Annotated in this window: 18 protein-coding genes and 1 other RNA gene; 9 read left to right on the forward strand and 10 right to left on the reverse strand. The window is 57.7% G+C overall.

The window, feature by feature from the left end; all coding sequences use genetic code 11:
- Positions 1-9 precede the first annotated feature (9 nt).
- The 7 genes from AC6I1V_RS08655 to AC6I1V_RS08685 form a co-directional block, all read right to left on the reverse strand.
- The gene (locus AC6I1V_RS08655) at positions 10-219 is read right to left on the reverse strand and encodes a hypothetical protein (RefSeq protein ID WP_486854185.1); all 210 of its coding nucleotides are present in this window, start codon (positions 217-219) and stop codon (positions 10-12) included.
- A 1-nt stretch (position 220) separates the two neighbouring features.
- Positions 221-445 carry a hypothetical protein gene (locus tag AC6I1V_RS08660; RefSeq protein ID WP_486854184.1) on the reverse strand — a complete coding sequence of 75 codons (225 nt, stop codon included), beginning with the start codon at positions 443-445 and terminating at the stop codon, positions 221-223.
- 14 nt (positions 446-459) lie between these two features.
- An RNA gene (locus AC6I1V_RS08665) (hammerhead ribozyme type II) lies at positions 460-525 on the reverse strand.
- Positions 525-716: a hypothetical protein gene (locus AC6I1V_RS08670; protein ID WP_486854183.1), complete on the reverse strand. Its 192-nt coding sequence runs from the start codon at positions 714-716 to the stop codon at positions 525-527. Before AC6I1V_RS08670 ends, AC6I1V_RS08665 begins: the two co-directional genes overlap by 1 nt.
- A 10-nt stretch (positions 717-726) precedes the next feature.
- Positions 727-1,701, reverse strand: coding sequence for an AAA family ATPase (locus AC6I1V_RS08675; RefSeq protein ID WP_486854182.1), 975 nt, complete (start codon positions 1,699-1,701; stop codon positions 727-729).
- Positions 1,702-1,753: 52 nt separating this feature from the next.
- On the reverse strand, positions 1,754-3,691 hold the full coding sequence (locus AC6I1V_RS08680; RefSeq protein WP_486854181.1) for a transposase domain-containing protein: 1,938 nt from the start codon (positions 3,689-3,691) through the stop codon (positions 1,754-1,756).
- 23 nt (positions 3,692-3,714) lie between these two features.
- Positions 3,715-4,329, reverse strand: a complete 615-nt coding sequence (locus tag AC6I1V_RS08685) for a hypothetical protein (RefSeq protein WP_486854180.1) — start codon at positions 4,327-4,329, stop codon at positions 3,715-3,717.
- Between the two features lie 394 nt (positions 4,330-4,723).
- Between AC6I1V_RS08685 and AC6I1V_RS08690 the strand changes: the two genes are divergently transcribed.
- The gene (locus tag AC6I1V_RS08690; RefSeq protein ID WP_486854179.1) at positions 4,724-5,191 is read left to right on the forward strand and encodes a helix-turn-helix domain-containing protein; all 468 of its coding nucleotides are present in this window, start codon (positions 4,724-4,726) and stop codon (positions 5,189-5,191) included.
- Between the two features lie 1,921 nt (positions 5,192-7,112).
- Here the strand turns inward: AC6I1V_RS08690 and AC6I1V_RS08695 are convergent.
- Complete coding sequence (locus AC6I1V_RS08695; protein WP_302552919.1) at positions 7,113-7,346, reverse strand: hypothetical protein; 234 nt, start codon at positions 7,344-7,346, stop codon at positions 7,113-7,115.
- 221 nt (positions 7,347-7,567) lie between these two features.
- On the opposite strand from AC6I1V_RS08695, the gene AC6I1V_RS08700 reads away from it, so the two are divergent.
- From AC6I1V_RS08700 to AC6I1V_RS08735, 8 genes are all read left to right on the forward strand, one after another.
- The gene (locus AC6I1V_RS08700; protein ID WP_308772089.1) at positions 7,568-8,491 is read left to right on the forward strand and encodes a branched-chain amino acid transaminase; all 924 of its coding nucleotides are present in this window, start codon (positions 7,568-7,570) and stop codon (positions 8,489-8,491) included.
- A 66-nt stretch (positions 8,492-8,557) separates the two neighbouring features.
- Entirely contained in the window at positions 8,558-10,552 is a 1,995-nt protein-coding gene (gene dnaX / locus AC6I1V_RS08705; RefSeq protein WP_486854178.1) for a DNA polymerase III subunit gamma/tau, read from the forward strand.
- 64 nt (positions 10,553-10,616) lie between these two features.
- Positions 10,617-10,928 carry a YbaB/EbfC family nucleoid-associated protein gene (locus AC6I1V_RS08710; protein ID WP_302552922.1) on the forward strand — a complete coding sequence of 104 codons (312 nt, stop codon included), beginning with the start codon at positions 10,617-10,619 and terminating at the stop codon, positions 10,926-10,928.
- A gap of 962 nt (positions 10,929-11,890) precedes the next feature.
- Positions 11,891-12,127 (forward strand): hypothetical protein, encoded by a 237-nt coding sequence (locus AC6I1V_RS08715; RefSeq protein WP_497736964.1) that lies wholly within the window; start codon positions 11,891-11,893, stop codon positions 12,125-12,127.
- Positions 12,100-12,711 carry a recombination mediator RecR gene (recR, locus tag AC6I1V_RS08720; RefSeq protein WP_308772324.1) on the forward strand — a complete coding sequence of 204 codons (612 nt, stop codon included), beginning with the start codon at positions 12,100-12,102 and terminating at the stop codon, positions 12,709-12,711. The genes AC6I1V_RS08715 and recR overlap by 28 nt, the downstream gene beginning before the upstream one ends.
- Before the next feature lie 102 nt (positions 12,712-12,813).
- Positions 12,814-13,515, forward strand: a complete 702-nt coding sequence (locus tag AC6I1V_RS08725; RefSeq protein WP_308772325.1) for a Bax inhibitor-1/YccA family protein — start codon at positions 12,814-12,816, stop codon at positions 13,513-13,515.
- 125 nt (positions 13,516-13,640) lie between these two features.
- Complete coding sequence (locus AC6I1V_RS08730) at positions 13,641-17,303, forward strand: DUF748 domain-containing protein (RefSeq protein WP_486854551.1); 3,663 nt, start codon at positions 13,641-13,643, stop codon at positions 17,301-17,303.
- A 106-nt stretch (positions 17,304-17,409) separates the two neighbouring features.
- Positions 17,410-18,486, forward strand: coding sequence for a hypothetical protein (locus tag AC6I1V_RS08735; RefSeq protein ID WP_486854550.1), 1,077 nt, complete (start codon positions 17,410-17,412; stop codon positions 18,484-18,486).
- Positions 18,487-18,897: 411 nt separating this feature from the next.
- On the opposite strand, the gene AC6I1V_RS08740 is transcribed toward AC6I1V_RS08735, so the two are convergent.
- Together AC6I1V_RS08740 and infA are read right to left on the reverse strand one after the other, a co-directional pair.
- A complete protein-coding gene (locus tag AC6I1V_RS08740) occupies positions 18,898-19,392 on the reverse strand; it encodes a prolyl-tRNA synthetase associated domain-containing protein (protein ID WP_486854549.1) in 495 nt (164 codons plus the stop codon).
- A gap of 247 nt (positions 19,393-19,639) precedes the next feature.
- Entirely contained in the window at positions 19,640-19,858 is a 219-nt protein-coding gene (gene infA, locus AC6I1V_RS08745) for a translation initiation factor IF-1 (RefSeq protein WP_005028298.1), read from the reverse strand.
- Between the last annotated feature and the right edge of the window lie 302 nt (positions 19,859-20,160).

Below are 20,160 nucleotides of genomic sequence, written 5' to 3' on the forward strand. Positions count from 1 at the left end.
ATCGCCTCGTTATTGGGCGTCCGGGGGGGGGGGAAATTCTTTAACTGCCGCCTTGAGAAGATTGTTGGTATCCGAAAGAAGCGTTGCCAAACCGACCTGAGCTTCTTCCGTAAGCGTCATCTGTGCGTAACCGCAATGCTCCATCAACTCCATGATCAGAGCGACGGCGCAGGATTGCCTTTTAAGGTCAGCGGAAAGCAATCTGGGATCATGGCTCATGCTATTTTCCCCTCTGAATGGTATGGCTGACATCTTCAAGTGTTTTTACGATCCCCCCTAGAAGGAGACAGAGCCCACAGCGACCAATCGCGGAGAGATTAAGATCGCTACCGTCTTTACCGGATTCAAGTAATTCACTGAACATAATCAATTGAGATATGACATTCTCAATTTGATCAACTTGTTCAACCAAATCAATATTCACTTTTCTGATGTCGCCTTCCATATCTCCCCATCCTTTATTGGCTGCTCGTCAGTATCCGGCCACCACGCCGGACAGACGGCCCCGAAAGGGCCGTTTCGCTTCAAGCGGAAATGCTGAGGAAAGGGGCAATCCGCCGGGAAAGCGGGTTATCGCCGTCCATGACCAGCGCAACCAGTTCCTGGGCGGCGTTTCGTCCGTGCCGGACATACCGCCCGAACTGTTCGCCGAGAACGGACTTCAAGCCCGCCATATCTTCAATAACCACCTGAGAAAACATCGTTTGCATCTTCATGGGAGACCTCCTAGATCGTTCCGCCAAGCTCCAGCCAGGCAACCTGTATCATGTCGTAATCAATGGCTTCTTCCGGTGTTTCGCGGGTCATGCTGGCAATACGAAGAACCTTGGTAAGGCTGCGTAACGCCCCGGCCCGTGCCGCGATTTCGGAGCAGAAACGGCGCGCTCTTTTCTCCTGGATGTGCCATGCGTCAAGAATGGTTTCCACATCGGCGGCGGAAGGCGCGGAAAGGTTGACCCTGTATCCTATTCTGCTGAAAAGCTGCGCAAAATTGGCCTTGCGGCTGCCGCCCGTGATTCGGGCGTACACCGTTTCATTGCCGATGAGGGCAAGGCCGATGCCGCTCGCGTCGTGAATGCTGCGCAATGCCTCAACGCCGGAAACGGCAAGATGTTGGGCTTCATCCACGATCAAAAGCCCACGGCTACCCGTCAGACGGGCCACAATCGCCGTTTCCGCCCTTGAAGCGCCGCTTGGTATCTCCAGTATCCCGATGGATGCGCAAACGCGCTCCAGGACCGCCGTAACGCTGGAAAGGGCCGGGCTCATGGTGGCAATCCAGACGTTGAGATTGTTTTCCCTGTACTGGTTCGCCGTGCAGGTCTTTCCAACCCCCGCTCCGCCGTAAATCAGGGTTATATCGCCGTTCGCTTGGGCGAAACGGAGCGTGTCGAGAATCCGCTTTGCGGAAGGCGTCCGCTGCCATTCGGGGGGAGCCGCGAGAATCCCGGAAACCTTTTGTTCCCGGCGCTCTACGGTGAGCTTCAACCAGCGATCCAGCTCGCGGGCAACGGCCTGGTTGTCACCTCTGTACTTCCCGCCAAGCCACTGCGAAAGCCGCGCCTGATTGATGCCTGATTCCTTGGCAAGCTTGGTCTGGCTCATGCCGCTGCGGGAAAGTTCTTCCAGAACCGCCGCCCGCAAGGTTTCCTCATTGAGGGGGGATTGTCCGTTTTCGGGAGAGATTGTACAAGGTTCCATGCGTCCGTCCTTGCAAAAAAAGGGTTTTTCATCCTGTCGCCGGATGTTTCCATCAGGCAACGTCTCTGACAGGTTCCCCGCCCATATTCCGGCGCAAGCGTTCCTGAAGGGCAACCTGCTTTTCCGTATCGGCTACGCCGTCAAGCTTCCTCTGCACCTCAAAAGGCGCGAGAACGGTAGTTGAATGGGCGGGTTGGGAAATTTCGTTATAAGGAACGGTGGCGTTCAGCTGCTGGCGCTCAATGTCGCTGATACGCTTGGCGGAAGCGACGGTCTTCTTGACGAGCTTGTTGTGCCGCTTGCGTTCGCGGGAAAGCTCGCGTCCGGCGGCCTTGTCCTTGAAGCCCACGGCGGGAAGCCAGCGGGCTTCGCACAGGTACTTTCCGGCCAGGCTGTAAATCCGCACGGGAACCGTCAGATCGTCGGGGTTGAACATGACCGCGACGTGTTCGCCGACGAACTGCGCAAGCATTTCGGCGTAGTATCTATGACTGTCGTCGCCGCGTCCGGCCTTGATGCGGACGGTGGCCTCGCGAGAAACCTTACACACTTCCTGATCGTGCAGCAGCAGGCGGCGGATTTCCGGGGAAGCTTTACGGGCGGCGGCTTCGGAGAAGTCCGTGTTGAACACCTCGTCAAAGCTTCTTCCGTTGCAGATACCGCCACGGCGTCCGGTCTTCGCGTTGTATTCGCGTACAACCAGTTCAAGGCATTCAAGGAATTCTTCAAGATGAATCGCCGTATTGAGCGAATGCCCACGCCCGGCCAGAGAAGGCCACGTACGCAGCCGCTCATGGATGCCGCCGATGCCAAAAGCCCGTTCAATGGGCTTCGCGCCGGGGTTGGACATTTCCTGATCGGGATTGGTGAACTGGGGAATCATTCCGGCAAGCTTCAAAATGCCCACGGGGTCCGTTTCCTGATTCGTGAAGCGGTGGCGGTTGTCAGCCTGTCCGGTCATGCTCTTGTTCGCGGCGACACGGGTATTGTCGAGCCACGCATACCTGGGAAGACACACCCCGGTCAGCTTGTACGTAGCCTTGCGGAACATATCGGTATTTTCCGTCTTGTCCACTTCGTAGGCGAGAATCTTACCGGAATAGACATCTTCCCAGAACCAGCCCGTGGTGGTGCCCACCACTTCGCCGTCCGGGAAAATCACATAAAACGAGTCGAACTTGAGGCCGTCGCCGGAAACCGCTTCACCAGCCCGAAAGGAATCACGCCTGCGCTCTTCCCGTGGGAAGGAGTACGCAAGCGTTCCCTTGCGGGCATAGGTGATTTCGGCTTGGGTGTATTCCCGCTTCATACGCCGCCTAAGCGTGCGTTCACAGGGGATTTCCCAACTTTTTTCGGCGGCGAGCCGGGCAAGGCGCTCGTAGGAAATCGTGAAAGGCGGCTCTTCACGGCGGAAAAAGTCCGCCACAAGCCACTTCCAGGCCTCTTCGGAACAGGCGGCGCAAGCAGTACGGCCCTTGTAGTCGTCCGCCAGCACGGGGAGCCAGTCTTTGGGGTCAAGGCCGCGTACGCCGGGCTTGTGTCTCGTGCCGTAGTACCAGCGTCTGAGGTTCGCCACGCGTTCATCGTACTTCGCCGCCACCAGCTCAAAAGCCGCCTTCATGGTCGAGCCCTCACAATGGAGTTCCCAGGCTTCAAAAAGCAGCTTGTAGCGGTACATGGCCCGCTCCTTCGCCTTCGCGGACTTCTTTTCGTAGCGTTCCCAAGCGTCCTTCAACATGACTTTCTGAGCCGCCAGAGCCAGCGGATCAGGTATAAAACGCTTTTGCGGATCATTCAGTACATACGTGCTGATGCGGTGCTGTTCCTCTTCGCTCATGCTGGCGAACTTCCAGACCTTTCCTCCGCCTCTTCCCATGCGCTTCTCGGATTCCCACTTCACGGCGCGCTTCAAGACCGCCTGACGAGTGATGCCGAAAATATCGGCAAGCTCGGCGGTGCTGAAAGAACGCTGGCGAAGAGGCATATCCATGATGCGAATCCTGGAAAAAGGTGTTATACCTTGTCTCTCTTGGCAAATTCTGGGAAAAGAGCCTCGGTTCCCTTGGCGTAGTAGTTGACGAACGCCATAACCTGAACCTCACGGACACACAGGAACGCCTCCCTTTCCTTTTCGGAAGGAACCACGCGCTCAATGAGTCCGGCCAGAAAATGCTCGGGGCAACCGTAATACACGCATACGCATTCCATCATTTCGTAGAAATCCTTGGCGAGACACTGTGAAAGGTCCCACGCATACGAAAGCATCTGAGCGCGATAAAACGCCGCCATCAGCACGTCCCGCTTGATTTCCGGAAAAATTCCCTGCATCGTTCCGGCAAGGTGATCGCAGCGCATGAGAAGCGGCGGAACGTCGCCTTCCTCAGCGTCGAGAAGGGCGTACGCAAAGAAGTTGAGCGTTTCTTCCGGGAAATCGCGCACGTCATAGAGGGTCTTCTTACTGTGCTTGACCCCCCCTTCCCAATCGGTATGAGTCGTCTCGGTAACCATTTCCTCAAGGCGATGCCCCTTGATCATGTTGTTACAGGACTTCAGGGGAACCTCGAGAAGCTCGGCAATCTCAACCGGAGTGAACCAGCGGTTGTATTGCGTTTCGGCGATGGTGGACATGGTGTTTTGCCTCCTTTTCCGTGTGGTTGCGGATGAAGGCACGGCGGGCGTCCGTGCTGTAAATGAGGAAGGGCGACGACAGCCTGGACTCGAACGCTTCACCCCGGACGCTTGGTGTCGCGTATTGATCCTCTTCTGGCTGGCATCGCCCATATGATGAAACCGAAAGGGCTTTTCGCTTGCGCGCCCGATGCTCTTTGGTTTCGATGGCTTTTTTTGGGGGGCGCATCCGGGCTTGTTGACCGGGTGCGCCAAGGCAGGTATCCTGAAAAACAGGAAAGGTTTTAAAGATACCGCTTAAGGTATTTTTTATTCATTTTTTGTTTTTTGTCAAACAAAAAAAATGAATGATGATACCTTTTGTGGTATTCTTATGTAATTTTAGGAGGATACCATGAATAGTATAGCTTCTCGGCTAAGATATATCCGTGGAAATTTATCTCGAGATGAATTTGCTGAAAAAATTGGTGTCCACAAGAACACCGTTGGTAGGTACGAAAGAGGAGAAAGCGAGCCAGATTTAACAATCTCTTCTAAGATTTGTAGAATTTTTAACGTAGATTCTGACTGGCTACTTTTTGGAAAAGGTATTCCTCCTTATGTATCTGACACTGAATCTGTGCAAATATTTGCCAATAAACAGCAGCCTAATACTACTATATTTAAAGAATATGGTTCATATACTGACAGTGAACAGCAAGATATTTTGTGTTTATTAGAAAGGATAGTATCTAATTTGGCAGAAGAGTTTGAAATCCCTCTAAGTATATATCAAAAAAAAGCTGTAGCAAATTTATATTTTCACGAAATGCGTGATGAAATAAAAAGAATATCTGAAAAAGTAATGCAAATTACTTCTTAGATCCTATAAATATATATTAACAATCCGGTTACAAATAATCACTCAAGATTTGTAACCGGATTTTTGTCTATAGGAGTTGCCGTGTTAGGTTGTAGATCTCTTGGGTAATAAGAAGACAGGGATGAGGTGTGAAGAATAAGGTTGCCAGTTCCGGTTGCTGGTTTCCAAAAGGGAGCAGCAACCTTTTTGTATAGGTTATAGGTGTTCTTTTTGTACCCTTAAAAGGCAATCATACATTATAATATAACGTTATGAGTAATACCCCCGTCAGCTACTCCAAAAAGGTAAAAAGTTGACGGGATTCTCGAACCAAGAGACAAAAAGAGGGCCGGTTGTCACGTGGCATTGACTCACGACAACCGACCCCTGAACACCAAAGGAAAAGGCGGTATCCCTTGACGCGCAAGAGGTACCGCCAACCCTATTTCCCCTTTATTCCCATAAATTCCCGGTTTTCTCTAAAGATTAAACCTAGTGTCAACCTACACCCCTCCCCCAAGCCCCCTCCCCTCACCCTCCTAAACTTTTCGACTGGTGGGGAGGCGGCGCGGCAGAAGTTCATAATCGCAACAGGAAACAGAAAGATGATGTCATGGGGCGTGATTGTTCCATCTTCACAATAAGAAAAAGCTGGCTTTTTTCAGTTTTCCCGTTGGCGGAGTCCAAGGCGGCTTCGGATTATCTCTTTGAATTTCAAATAAAAAAGCAGGGAGGAACTCCCCTGCCTTTCTAAAGAAACTGTGTCATAGTATGTGGTTGTTTCATCTCCACAGCACTGTAAAATACAGCCTTTTTCTCCAGTTTTCCCCTTGGTGGAATCTATGGTTAACGTACTTTGTTGGTTACTCCTTTGGAACTTCAAGGAAAAAAGCATCAACCATTTTCTATGACACAGCCAAGAAAAAAAGCAGGAAAGAAAACTCTCCTGCCTTTCTAGGTTGTGTCGTCATTTTTCATGCAACCATTTAAAATTATTGAAAAATATCTTTGTAACTTAAAAATAATTAAATGTTTTCAATAGATTATACATAATTGACGATACAATCTAAAAACTGTAATTGTTTCTGGCTATAAAAGACTCCGCACAGGAGCCGATGATGCTGTCAGGGCAAAAAACGGCTATTCAATTTCATGCCATTCAAAATAGACACCGTGGAAAGCGCTTTTCACCGTTGGGCCCGCCAACAATCACCTTCAAAAAAACAATAAAATCTTTTTGCTAAAACAGCATAAATCAAGCTGTGACAGAACCAAAAACAATAGGCACTGTCATACGATGTGGTTGTTTTATCTCCACAGTATAGTGGAAATACAGACTGTTATCCATTTTTCCGTCGGTGTGCTCATGGCGGAGGTATGGCATCGGTTATTCTTTTGGAACTTCAAAAAAGGCTGTGCCATAGGAAAGGGTTGATGCTTTTTTCTTGAAACTCCAAAAGAATAGCCTAGGTTCCGCCGCTATTTATATGTAACCATTTTAAATTATTTAAAATAGTTTTTGCATTTTTTTTAAAAAATAGATAAGTATTTTCAATATATTATATCTAATTAACGACATGACCTAGAACTCAGCCAAACAAAACAACCATAGACTGTAACAGAGCCCCAAAAGAAAGCATTAATCCTTTCCTATCCCAGTACAAAAGCAATAAAACGCCACATGCGAGATATCCGCATTTCCAATGAAACGTGTATTCAACCACATGAAATTTAAAATAATTTCTTAGACATCAAAAAGCTGAATATCTCCCACATACAGCCGCCCCGCTCTCTCCGAGCGGAACGAACTTCCGCCGCGCAGCCTCCCCACCAGTCGAAAGTCTTGGGAGAGGATGGGGTGGGGTTTGGGGAGGGGAAGGGGAACCTTTCTCCAGAAAGGTTCCCCTTCCCCTCCCCAAATCTCTCCACTCCCCTCCGCGCATCAACCGCTTGAGGTGACTTTCCTGACCAGCAGGCTGTCGTGGGGAAGAACGGCGCGATCGGGCGTGAGCAGCTCGCGCCCGCGGGCCACGAGAGCGGTGCACTCGCGGATGCCGAGATATTTGAGGAGCTGTTTCACATTCTTGACCTTGTGGCGGGGGATTTCAAGAACCTGCTCCTCCGGCTGGAGCAGAACCGTCACGTTGGGTATTTCAAAAGGCAGAGGCTGATCCATTGCTATCCCTTTGTATGCAAATATGACCCGGAATGGGGACGCCAGAGTACGTCGCTTTACACCAAAAGGAAAGCCTCCCGGCAGGAAAGAAAGGATTGTCACGGAACAGAGACCGCACCTCTTGACCCCCGCCCCGCTTTCACTTAGCGTAACGGATCGCAACGCTTCATCTACCGGAGCGTACAAACGAATTCACCCTGCGGGGTTGTAGAGGTAATCCCATGTTTCAGAAAACGGAATTCATCTGGTTTGACGGAAAGCTGGTCCCTTGGGATCAGGCCCAAGTCCATGTGCTTGCCCACGGTCTGCATTACGGCACCGGCGTCTTTGAAGGCATCCGCGCCTACGCCTGCCCTGACGGTTCTTCCGCCGTCTTCCGTCTACCGGAGCATTCCAAGCGCCTCGTCAATTCCGCCAAAATCCTTGGCATCGACATGCCCTATACCGCCGACGAAATTTCCAAGGCGATTGTCGAAACCGTTGTGGCCAACAAGCTTTCCGAAGGCTACATCCGTCCTCTCGCCTTTGCCGGCGAGGGCGACATGGGCGTGTTCCCCAGCAACAACCCCACGCACGTCATCATCGCCGTGTGGCCCTGGGGCGCCTACCTCGGAGCCGAAGCCCTCGAAAAGGGCATCCGCGTCAAGACCAGCTCCTTCGCCCGTATGCACGTCAACACCCTGATGAGCAAGGCCAAGGCCGCCGGCAACTACGTGAACTCCGTACTCGCCAAAATGGAAGTCAAGCAGGACGGTTATGACGAAGCCCTGATGCTCGACACCAACGGCTACGTCTGCGAAGCGACCGGCGAAAACTTCTTCATCGTCCGCAACGGCGTGATCAAGACCCCGCCGCTGACCGCCATCCTCGACGGCATCACCCGCGACTCCATCATCAAGATCGCCCGCGATCTCGGCTATACCGTGGAAGAGCAGCTCTTTACCCGCGATGAAGTCTACTACGCCGACGAAGCGTTCTTCAGCGGCACCGCCGCCGAACTGACGCCCATCCGCGAACTCGACAACCGCACCATCGGCGAAGGCCATGCCGGCCCGGTGACAAAGGCCCTCCAGACCGCCTACTTCAAGGCGATCAAGGGGCAGGATCCCCGCTACGGCCACTGGCTGACCAGCTACAAGTTCTAGAGCCGCCCACGGGGGAGGGCCTCCTCCCCCGTTCCGGCTTCGCCGCACGGCGCAATACGATACCGCATGAGCCACGCATCCCTCGCAGCCCGCTACCGTCCGCAGACATTCGCTGAAGTGACGGGACAGGAAACCGTCAAGGCCATCCTTTCCCGCGCCGCCGCGGAAGACAAAGTTGCGCCCGCCTACCTGCTGAGCGGGACGCGGGGCGTGGGCAAGACCACCATCGCACGCATCTTTGCCAAGGCGCTGAACTGCGTACATGCCCCCACCGGCGAGCCCTGCAACCAGTGCGAGCAGTGCCGCCGCATCACGATGGGCAACCATGTTGACGTGGTGGAAATCGACGGTGCATCCAACCGCGGCATCGACGACGCCCGCCGCCTGCGCGAGGCCATCGCCTACGCGCCGATGGAAGGCCGCTACAAGGTCTTCATCATCGACGAAGCGCACATGCTCACGCGCGAGTCCTTCAACGCCCTGCTCAAGACGCTGGAAGAGCCGCCGCCGCGCGCGACGTTCATCCTCGCCACCACCGAGGCCCACAAATTTCCGATCACGATCGTCAGCCGTTGCCAGCATTTCATTTTCAAGGCCATCCCTGAAGCCGAACTGATGGCCCACCTGACGCGCGTGCTCAACAAGGAAGGCATCCCGTTCGAGGAAAACGCCGTCCGCCTCCTCGCGCGCCGTGCCGCCGGAAGCGTGCGCGACAGCATGTCCCTGCTCGGCCAGACGCTGGCCCTCGGCGGCGACAACCTGACCGAAGCCTCCACCCGCAGCGTGCTCGGCCTTGCCGGGCAGGAGCTCTATGAGCGCCTTCTCAACGCGCTCAAGGCTCAGGACTGCCTCGCCGTCGCCGCGCTGACGCAGGAGCTGCTGGAACGCGGCGTGGATCTCGGCTTTTTCCTCCGCGAACTGACCACATTGTGGCGCAATTTGTTCCTCATCCGTCAGGCCGGGGCTGCGGCAGCCGCCGCGCTCGACATGCCGGACGCGGAAAAGCAGCGCCTGCTGGATCTCGCGCCGCAGTTCGATCCCGCGTATATCCATGCCGCATGGCAGATGGTGCTCGAAAGCCAGCGGCAGGTGCTCACCAGCCTTGAACCGTCCGCCGCGCTGGAACTCCTGCTCCTGAACCTCGCCCTGCTGCCGCGCCTCGTATCGCTGGAAACGCTCTCCCGCACCACGGCCGCCCCGGCTTCCGGGACACCCGCCGCCCCTGTGCCGTCCGCACCGGCCGCGCCTCAGGCAACCCCCGCCCCGGTGCCCTCGCCGCCCGTTTCTTCCGCGCCCGTGCGCCCAGCGCCTGCCGCCCCGGTTTCATCTCCGGCCACACCGCCCGCGCCTGCCGCAGCCCCGGTGCAACCCACGTTTTCCGCGCCTCAGGCATCCCCGGCAAAACCTTCCCAGGCTTCGGCAATCCCCCCGCGCCCGGCTCCGGCAGCGTCCCGCCCGCCGGTCCCGCCCCGCCCTGCGGCGGCCCCCGCCCCAGCCCGGTCTGCCGCCCCGCAAGGCACGCCGCCGTGGGAAACGGTTCCCCAGGCCGCCTCGGAGCAGCCCGGCCCCTCTGCGACGGTCGCGCCCATAGACGCCCCGCACCCTCTGGACACGGGCCCGGCGGAAAGCCTCGCTCCGGCGAAGGATGCCGCCCCCGCAAAGTCCAAGAAAAAACAGGCTTCCACCGTGCCCGCGCCTTCGGAAGCATGGATGGATTTCGTGGAATTTTGCCGCAGGAACCAGAGCGGCGCCACGCTGTCCCTTCCGGCGCTCACGCAGGCGAACGGCGTATTTTCGGAAGGAGTCCTGACGCTTGCCACAACCAGCGCCATCCAGTATGAACAGCTTTCGGCCCCTTCACGGCTCTCCGAACTGGAACGGCTGGCCAGCGACTATTCCGGCAAGTCCGTCTCCGTACGGGTGTCCGCCCCGGAACGGCTGCACAAGACCGAGGCCGAACTGAAAAAAGAATTTGCCTCCCACCCCGTGATCAAGTCTCTCACCGAGACTTTCGGCGCTTCTCTCATTCGGTGTATCCCGGTGGAGCACACACGGAGTTGAAGGGGCCCCTCGTAGGAGGTTCCTCGGAAACCTCTCCTCAACCGATCCTTTCAAGGAGACCGCAATGCGCAACATGAATGATCTTGTACGCCAAGCCGGCGTCATGCAGAACAAAATCGCCAAGATGCAGCAGGAAATGGCTGAACGTACCGTCGAAGCCTCCAGTGGGGGCGGCATGGTCAAGGTCGTCGCCACCTGTAAGCAGGACATCGTGTCCATCACCATCGATCCCAAAGCCCTTGAAGGCGGCGATGTGGAAATGCTTCAGGATCTCGTCCTGACCGCCGTCAACGAAGCTCTCCGCATCGGACGCGCCACGATGGACCGCGAAGTCAGCGCCATCACCGGCGGCATCAAGCTGCCCGGCATTATTTAAAGTATTGGGGAGGGGGAGGAGGAACCTTTCTGAAGAAAGGCTTCCTCCTCCCCCTCCCCAAACCCCACCCCCTCCACCTCCCAAGACTTTCGCGTTTTGGGGACGGGGCGGGGCGAAGGACATGCGTTTTGCCCCCGGTGGGCTGCCAGTCGCCCGTCGTCCGACCGTGGATGGCGGGTTGTCGCGTCCCTGAGGGAGGCGTTTTCCTCAAATCCCCCTTCCTCTCCCGAAAAGCCTCCGTTCCCGAAGCGATGTGCGGAACAGGAGCCCGATGTGTCAAAAGCGTTGGGAAGGAGAAGAGGATGGCGCGAGCGAGGGGGAGCAGCCGGATGGCGGCCCGGAAAGAGGGGAGGCATTCACCTTTTCAATGATTTTGTAAAAGATTTATTTTAAATTTTGCTGTGTTATAGAAAATGGTTGATGCTTTTTTCCTTGAAGTTCCAAAGGGATAACCGGAAAATGCCTTAGCCGTGGATCCCGCCAAGGGAAAACCGGAGAAAAAGGCTGTATTTTCACCGCACTGTGGAGATGAAACAACCACAAACTATAACAGAGCCTTAAGTTTCATATGGATGAATATGGGGTTCATTGGAAAGGCGAATATCTCGAAACGGGCGTGCCGTTGACGGGCCTCCGGGGGTTACGGCATCAATAATAGGGTTGGGGCTTTCTGGAAGGCTGTGCCACAGAAACTGGCTGATGCTTTTTTCTTTGAAGTTCCAAAGGGATAACCGGAAAAATGCCTTGGCTGTCGGATTCCGCCAGTGGGAAAACCGGAGAAAAAGGCCGTATTTTCACCGTGCTGTGGAGATAAAACAACCACAAACTATAACAGAGCCTTAAATTTCATATGGATGAATACGGGGTTCATTGGAAAGGCGAATATCTCGAAACGGGCGTACCGTTGACGGGCCTCCGGGGTTTACGGCACCAATAACAGGGTTGGGGCTTTCTGGAAGGCTGTGCCACAGAAACTGGCTGATGCTTTTTCTTTGAAGTTCCAAAGGGATAACCGGAAAAATGCCTTGGCTGTCGGATTCCGCCAGTGGGAAAACCGGAGGAAAAGGCCGTATTTTCACCGTGCTGTGGAGATGAAACAACCGCATGCTATGACGGAGCCTTCTGAAAAAGGTTCCTTCCCCAATCTTTCTGTCCACCAAAATGAGGAAGTATGGATCACAGAATCCCTGAACCGCTGAAGGCGCTCGTGGAACAGTTGGCCCGGCTGCCCGGCCTTGGGCCGAAATCGGCCATGCGCGTGGCCATGACGCTGCTCAAGTGGCCTGAAACCGAAACGCGGCGGCTCGGCAAGGGCATCCACGACCTGCGCGACAACCTGCGGCTGTGCTCCCGCTGCGGGGCGCTGACGGAAACCGATCCCTGCAGCGTCTGTTCGGACAAGGAACGCGACGACTCGCTGCTGTGTGTGGTCGCGGAATGGGACAGTATGCTCACGCTGGAAGAGGGCGCGTTCTACAAGGGCCGCTACCTCATTTTGGGCGGCCTGCTGGCTCCGCTCGACAACCTGAGCGCCGAAAGCCTCGAACTCGATCGGCTCACCAAGCGTCTGGAAGAAGGGCAGGTGCGTGAAGTCGTGCTCGCCCTCGGCGCCACGGTGGAAGCGGAAACCACGGGCGCGCTCGTCAAGAGCCTCGTCAACCGCCGCTTCCCCGGCGTGACCGTCACCCGGCTCGCGCAGGGCATCCCGCTCGGCGCGGAAGTGAAGTTCATGGACCGCGAAACCCTGCGCCAGTCGCTCCAGTACAGGCAGGAAATCCGCTGAGGTTGCAATGCCGGGCACTTGCGCCATAGCCTTTTAATGACTATTATCCCAAAAGGTATTTCAGAGTTCTCTTACCCCCATTTTTTACGGAGGTTTTATTCAATGGAAAGCTTGCGCGATTCCACTCGGTCAGCTAGCATCAGCGTCGCATCCGTCTTTATGCGCCATGTGTACCAGTGGATGACGGTCGGCCTGCTTGTCACGGCGGGGACCGCCTTTTTCGTCGCGTCCTCCCCGGCCCTTCTGTCCGCCATCTTCGGCAACACCTTCGGCCTGATCATCCTCGCCATCGCCGTGTTCGCCATGCCGTTGGTTCTGAGCGGCATGATTTCCCGGCTGTCCGCGTTTGCCGCCACCGCCCTCTTCGTCGTCTACAGCGCGCTGATGGGTGCGTTCCTGTCCTCGGTGCTGCTTGTGTATACGGGCGCTTCCGTCATGTCCACGTTCGTCACCTGCGCGGCCATGTTCGGCGGGATGAGCATCTACGGCACCGTCACCAAGCGTGATCTCACCGGCATGGGCAGCTTCATGATGATGGGCCTCTTCGGGCTGATCATCGCCATGATCGTCAATATCTTCCTCCAGAGTTCGGCCATGACCTTCGTGATCAGCGCCCTCGGCGTGATCATCTTCACCGGCCTGACCGCTTACGATACCCAGAAGATCCGCGCCTTCGGCGAAAACGCCCCGCTTGACGACGCCACCGCCATCCGCCGCGGCGCCCTGCTCGGCGCGCTGACCCTCTACCTTGACTTCATCAATCTGTTCCTGATGCTGCTCCGCCTCATGGGAGACCGCCGCTAATCGGATCAACCTGGGGGAGCCGTCCCCTTACGCCCGCCGGTTCCGCTCCGGCGGGCAACGGGAGCCTTTCATGACCGCATCCGGGATGTGAAAGGCTTTTTTGCTACCCGACACAGGAAAAGCGCATGGCTTCCAAGCAACGCAAGCGGCGCAGGAAACGCCGCACCGCCCAAAAAGCCCCTCAACGTCCCCCCATTTCCGCGCAGGCCGAGGAGGAAAAGGCCCGAAGCCGGGGACGGCGTTCCGCCAAAGGCTGGCGCGCCTGCCTTGTCGGGATCGGCTTCCTCTGCGCCCTGTGGACGGCCCTTGCCGTTTCCCTTCCGCCCTCGGTGCTGCGCGGCGTCGTGGAAAGCCGGCTCTCGGAGGCCGTCAACGCCCCCGTCACCATCGAATCCCTTTCGGTCAACCCGTTTACCCTCGGCATTGCCGTGCGGGGCATCCGCGTCCCCTACCTTGAAGAGGTGGGGACGCCCGACGGCGCATTGCTGACCATCGAACGGCTGGACATCCGGCCACGCCTCCGGCTTTTCGCGGACGCCGCCCCCATTCAGGCGGCCCTCCGCGTACACAATCCGGTGCTCGACATCACCTATCTCGGTAATGGGCTGTTTTCCTTCTCCAAGCTGCTTCCCGCACCGGACGGGGCCGACGCCGGACCCGATGCCCCGCTTTTCGCCGTAAGCGATCTTGATCTGGAAGGCGGAACCATCCTGCTCCGCGACGGCCCCGTCGGTATGCTCCATACGGTCAGCGACGTGGGCTTTCATGTCCCGCTCCTGCATTCGGCGGATCTCCCGTTTGCGCCCACGCTCTCCGCGCTGGTCAACGGCACGCGCATCAACGTGGAAGGCCGTACCGAACCCGATGCCGGAACGCTCCGCACCACGTTCGCCATCCACACGGCCCCGCTGCACATGGAGCATTTCAAGCGCTATCTTTCCGATTTCACGCCCCTGACCCTGAACAGCGGCACGGTGGCGCTCGACATGCGCTTCACCCTGTCGCAGCCGCATCTGGGGAAGGTGGAGAGCAGCTTGTCCGGTACGGTCAAGATCGAGGATGCGGAAATCGCCGCCCCGGAAGGCTCCATCGTGGGCAGGCTCCGCAAGGGGCAGGCCAGCCTGAACGATTTTACGCTGTCCGAGCGGCGCATCCGTCTGGACGGGATGGAACTCGACGGCCTGTACCTGCGCGTCAGCCGCGACAAGGCCGGGCGCATCGACTGGGCGGACTGGCTGGGCGGGACGGACGCGAACCCCGAAAACCTTTCTCCCGAAACGCCGTTCGTAGTGGAAGGCGCGGATCTCATCCTCAGGAACTCCGATTTCACATGGGTAGACGCCGGCCTTGCGGACACGCAGCAGATCGAGATCACCGGCGTGGACGGGCGCATCGCGGAATATTCCACCCGCCCCGGCGCACGCACGGCCATGCGCCTCTCCTTCGGCATCAGCACGGAAGGGGTGCTCGCGGTGGACGGCGAAGGCACGCTCAACCCTCCGAGCCTCAATGCCTCCCTGTGGGTGGACGACCTGCCGCTCATGGTGCTCCGGCCCCTGCTTGGGGAAACGCCCCTCAACGACATTCTGGGACGCATTGCGATCAAGGGCGGCGTCCGCTTCGGCCCTGACGGGAAAACGCCCGGCACCCCCGGATCAGGAACCTTCCTTGCCGTCACCGACGCCGAAGCCTCGGTAAGCGCGCTGTCCTTCGGGCGCGGCAGCAGCCTTTCCGCAGCCGACCGCAAAGCCGGGAAAGATGCCGGTTCCCCCGCCGTCCGGGTACGGGCGCTCACCTTCAATGGCCTGCATTTTGACACGCAGGCCCGTTCCGCCTCGGTCAAAGCCTTGTCCGTCGAAGCCCCCAAAGTCCGCGTGGCGTCTTCCGGCGGCATTGGGCTGGCTGTCCCCGGCGCAAAGAAACCCACAGGGAAACCAGCTCCCGCCGCCCAAACGCGCCTCCCTGAAGGGATGTTTGCCGCAGCCCTGCCGGACGCCGCAAAAACCTTCCTCTCGGACTGGAAACTCAAGGCCGACGGCTTCCGCATCGCCGAGGGCAAGCTGGAGCACGTCTCCGCAGGGAAGGCCGAAAAGCTCATCTCCAGCCTCGATCTGGAAACCGGGCCTCTTTCCGGCGACCTGAACAATACCATCAGCCTGACCCTGCGCGCCCGCGGCGCATCGTCCGGCAGCCTGAACCTCAAAGGGACGCTGCGCCCCGTCCCCCTGCGCTTCTCCGCCGGCATGGACGCTGCGGATCTGCCCCTCGAATGGTTCGATACGCCCCTGCGCGCCTCCACGAACCTCTCCCCGTCCGGCAGGCTCTCCGCGAACCTCGACGCCGCGATCACGGAGGAAAAAGGAAAGGGCCTCGACATACTGGCTTCGGGCTCCCTTACCGTGCGCGACCTCCGGCTCAAGGACGCCCGCACCGAGAAAGTGTATGCCCTGCTCCGCCGCCTTTCCGCGGACACGTTCCGCTTTTCTTCGGCTTCCTCAAGCTTCGAGGCCAAGGCCGTGCTGCTTGATCTCCTGCGTATGGACGTGGCCCTCAATGCCGACAAGACGCTGGACATCCTGGACTGCATCCCCAAGCAGACGGCCCCAAAGCCCACCCCCTTCCGTTTTTCCGTAGCCTCCCTGAGGCTTCAGGACGCCGCCCTGCTGTTCCGGGATCAGGCCCACGGTTCCATCTCCGCCGTTCAGGATATCAACGCGGCGGTCAACGGCCTTTCCTCATCCGGCGGCTTGCCCGACATCGTCCTGACCGGGCAGCTTGGGGGCGCGCCCATTACCCTGTCCGGCTCCTGCAATCCGTTCTCGACTCCTCCGGCGGCCAAACTGGCCTTCACCGCCAAGGGCGTGGATCTCGCCCGCTATTCCGCCTATACGCGGGCCTATCTGGGGCATCCCGTCGTGCAGGGGCGCCTTGATCTTGAAAGCACCTTCACTACGTCCGGCTGGACATTTTCTCTCGACAACCACATCCGGCTGGAAAAGCCCGTGCTCGGCCCCAAGGACACACGGCCCGGCGCGCCGGACTATCCCGTCTCCCTCGGCTTTGCCCTGCTGGAAGACCTGCGCGGCAACATCGCGCTGGATCTCCCCATTTCCGGGCGGCTCGACGACGCCGCGCTGCAGGTCGGCGGGCTGGTGGGCAAGGCCCTCGGCGGGCTGTTCACCAAGGTTGTGACCTCCCCCTTCGCGCTGCTCGGCGGCATCATCGGGCTTGTGACGCCGGACGATCCCGCGCTTCAGGTCATCGCCTTCCCTCCCGGCGACACCCGCATCAACCCCGCCGCCCAAGAGCGCCTCAAACGCATCGCCAAGGCGCTTGAAGAGCACCCTCGCGTCAAAATCGAGCTCGTCGGCATGTATGAGCCCGCCAGCGACACGCGCGGCCTGAAACGCCTTCGGGTCATCCGTAAGGTGCAGGCCCGGCACCACGCCGCCCTGCCCGCCAAGCAGCGGGCGGCCAACCCCGCCGGTACCATAAAGCTATCACCCGGCGAGTATGAACGTTTCCTCCTGCACGTCTACAAAGACTCCCCCGCCGGGCGCAAAGCCGCTGGCGGCGAGGAGCCTGACATCATGGAACAGAAGCTGCAAGCGCTCGAAAACGTAACGCAAGCGGACTTGGAAGCGCTGGCCCGCAGCCGCGCGGAAGAAGTGCGCGCCTTTCTCCTGAAGCACGGGCCGGGGTTGGGGAAACGCGTGGGCATCGCCTCCAAGGGCGGCCTCCCCGACGTGCGGCGCGGAACGGCGCAGGTGGAGATCCAGTTACGCTAATCCACTGATACAAAAAGATAAAAAACGATTTCAGATCCTGACTGCATTTATGGTATACAGGCTCATGTTTTCGGAGAAAGAACCCTTTCCATTTGTAGGAGGTTCCATGGACTTGCCTTACATGCCCGGCGCCCGCCGCGTCTCCCCGGCGGGCTTCCCATGCGCTCCGGGACGCGTAGAAAACGGCGTGCGCAAACGCTTCCGGCTCATTGCGCTGCTCACGCTGGCCGTCTTCATGGTGGGGGGGACTGCGGCGTCCGCCGCGACGATTGCCAACCATATGGACTATCCCGTCGAAGGCTTTTCCCTTTGGTGTCAGGATCCCCAACAACAGTGGATCGAACGGAAGCTCACCGGGCATCTGGACATGGAACAGCAAGCCGCCGTCACGCTGCCCGAAGCCCCCTGCTTCTTCCTTGAGGCGGACATGGGCGACTATCTCCTGAGTTTCCCGATCAAGCAGGAGCTCCAAGCGGAGGATCTGCTCGATACCAGCTGCATGCCCGACCCCACGCTTGAGGTCTACCGGAAAGCGGAACCGCTGTTCATCGCTGACGGGGAGGAAAAAGATCGCGGGCTTGAGCGCGATCCCGACCGGAACCCGCCGGAAGTCATCCCCATCGGGCCCTTGCTCGATACCTTCAAAGGCGGCATGAGCGAACGGGAGTGCCTCATGTACGGCATCCCGCTGCGCCGGGAAAGCTACAACGACAGCCAAAATTTCTCGATCAAGACCGCGATGGCCAGCGACGGGGTCGTCTGGCGCGGGATCATCTCCCTTTACAAGGATACGGAAACCAACATCATAGGCTTGTCCCTGACCACGCCGCTCAACGAAGGGGCATTGGAGAAACTGTTTTCCGCGCTGTCCGGCAAGGCATACAAACACGTGGCGCTCGGCGACGACGGCCCCGTCTATATGGATGATCCGATCATCAGCCCCGATCCCGCCGTCCGCAAGGAAGCCATCCGAAACATGCTTGTCCAACTGACGGCCCCGAACGCCGATCCCTATGACACGCATTTTGAACCCGATTCGCCCGAATGCCGCGAAAAGGACGCCAAGAAAGCGCAGGATGAAGCGCAAGCCGCCTGCAGGGAACTGAGCGCGGATATCCGCATCGCTCCCGGCAGCGACCGCATCGAACTCTTCCTTCAGGAAGGGGAAGAGTCCGCCGAATAGCCGTCTGAGGAAGAAGGAATTGTTGAAGGGGGGAGGGAACCGTGTTCCTTCCTCCCTTCAAGCATGTACAGTAGGGTTTGCTTGTTTCGCACCGTTGGCGGACTGAAACGCGGGAGAGAACCCTCAGGCTTTTCAGATCATGGCAAGGCTGAGGAACCGCGCGCGGAATTCGGAATAGGCGGCGACGCGGCAGCGGGAGGAACCCGCGCGCGCGAGAGAGCACCTGGAATTCCGCCACCCTCTCCGGTACTCAGAGGAACCCGCGCGCGCGCGCGAGAGAGAGAGAGAGAGAGAGAGAGAGAGAGAGAGAGAGAGAGAGAGAGAGAGAGACCCCAAACGCCGTTACTGGCGTTCCAGTTGCGAACCGCGCGAGAGGCTTTGGCAAAGGCGGAAAACGGAACTGTCCGAGGTTCAGATGTCCACGAACGAAACGGCATTGCCGTGGCTGCGGATCAGGGATTCCAGATCGGCGAGCGGCAGGAAGACGGTGGCGGTATTGCGGTTGGGATGGACGCCGAGGGCAGGGAGCCCGGCGAGATCGCGGTCAAAGAGCACTTCCACGGCGCGGGCCTCGTCGTTCAGGATACCCAAAGGCGTCACGGCCCCTTTTTCCAACCCCAGAAGGCGATTCAACCGATCTTCCGAGGCAAAGGACAGGGCGCTTGTTCCGAGCCGCCTCCGCAGCGCCTTGAGATCCACAACCTTGTCCTTGGCGAGAACCACAAGGAAATGGCGCTTGCCCCGCGCATCGCGCAGGAAAAGGTTCTTGGCGATCAGGGCATCGGCATCAAGGTGCAGGCGCTCCATTTCTTCAATGGTATATACGGGATCATGCGAAACCATACGGTAACGGATGCCCGCATTCTCCAACACGTCCAGAACCTTGCGGATCTCTCTGTCTTCCATGACCTTCCCCGCTATGGGCCAAATGTAAAGGCCCTGTCATGGCATGTGGCTGTTCCATCTCCACAGCGCGGTAAAAATACGGCCTTTTTCTTCAGTTTCCCCTTGGCGGAATCCACGGCTAAGACATTTGCCGGTTATTCCTTTGGAACTTCAAGGAAAAAAGCATCAACCATTTTCCATGACACCGCCAACGCAAAAACCCCGCGGCAATCATGCCACGGGGAAGGGAAATCAACGCAGGTCAGGGCTACTTCATACGGTAGGTGATGCGCCCACGGGTCAAATCGTAGGGGGAAAGTTCCACCTTGACCCTGTCGCCGGGCAGGATGCGGATGTAAAACTTGCGCATCTTGCCGGAAATGTGGGCGAGCACCGTGTGCCCGTTTTCAAGCTCAACAAGAAACATCGCGTTCGGCAACGCTTCCTGAACCACGCCGTCAACTTCAATGGCATCTTCTTTCGCCATGGAGCCTCCTCAAAAAAATCCTTGATATGTATGTCCACACCCCTGCAAAAGGCGTTGGATTCAATGACCCGTTACAGTGCCCCGAAACGGCTATCCTTGTCAACCGCGCAGGACGAATTCACAAGCCTTTCCCCATATTCCGCCATCCAGCCCAAACAACCCCGCTCCCCTGAAAAAACTTTCCCCCAAACCGTGCCCCCGCAAAGGGTCGGCGTTTTCTTTCCTGAAACTCCAAACAGATAAAGCCCATTCATAAGATATGGCGCTTCATCTCCGCAGTATGATGAAAATACCCATGATGA

This window comes from Bilophila sp. T19-St14 (genome assembly GCF_059728385.1).